This is a genomic window from Psychrobacter sp. 1U2 (assembly GCF_051847575.1).
In genome coordinates this window covers 1-538 of the sequence record NZ_JBPYDC010001707.1, presented here as the reverse complement: position 1 = coordinate 538, position 538 = coordinate 1, and the positions used below count along the sequence as shown (strand labels likewise).

At 42.6% G+C, this 538-nt stretch carries 1 pseudogene; it reads left to right on the top strand.

What is annotated here, in order from left to right:
• Nucleotides 1–247: 247 nt before the first annotated feature.
• A pseudogene (locus ACS8FD_RS23990) lies at nt 248–538 on the top strand (hypothetical protein); the annotation flags it as partial.

Genomic DNA, 538 nt, shown 5'->3' with positions numbered 1-538 from the left:
ATGATGATTTGTTCTTTTTGATGGCAGTGAGCGCCACTATCGCGACCCTATACTTATTGATAGTTTATTTTTATTATCGTTATCATAAGCACAATCCGCTTGGCAAGGAGCTGGCCGCATTAGCAGAGATGATGGGCAAGAAATAGCGGATAGTGTGAATTTTATTGGGTGTTCTACCTCTACTATTACCTTACGATTATTTTTTAAAGTTACTTACTATGTTTAATAAATTCCTTGGGAGTGCATCATGAATGACAAAAAACCTTCTTATGGCTCTAATGATGCACACACGCCTAACAAAGCGTCTGAACAACAAATCGCTACGCCTGTGGACTCGTCAGCCGAGACCCGCAACATACCTGAGCCTGCAACTACCAAGCTTGAGACATCTGAGCACCAAACAACCGCTGTCTTAAATAAACCTGAAGACTCCAATGATAAGATAAATACAGATGGCGTAACCGTTGAAACGGGAAATGACACACCGATGCCGCCCACTGAACCTATTCCTGCACCTACAGGCTGGTCACCAAAAAAG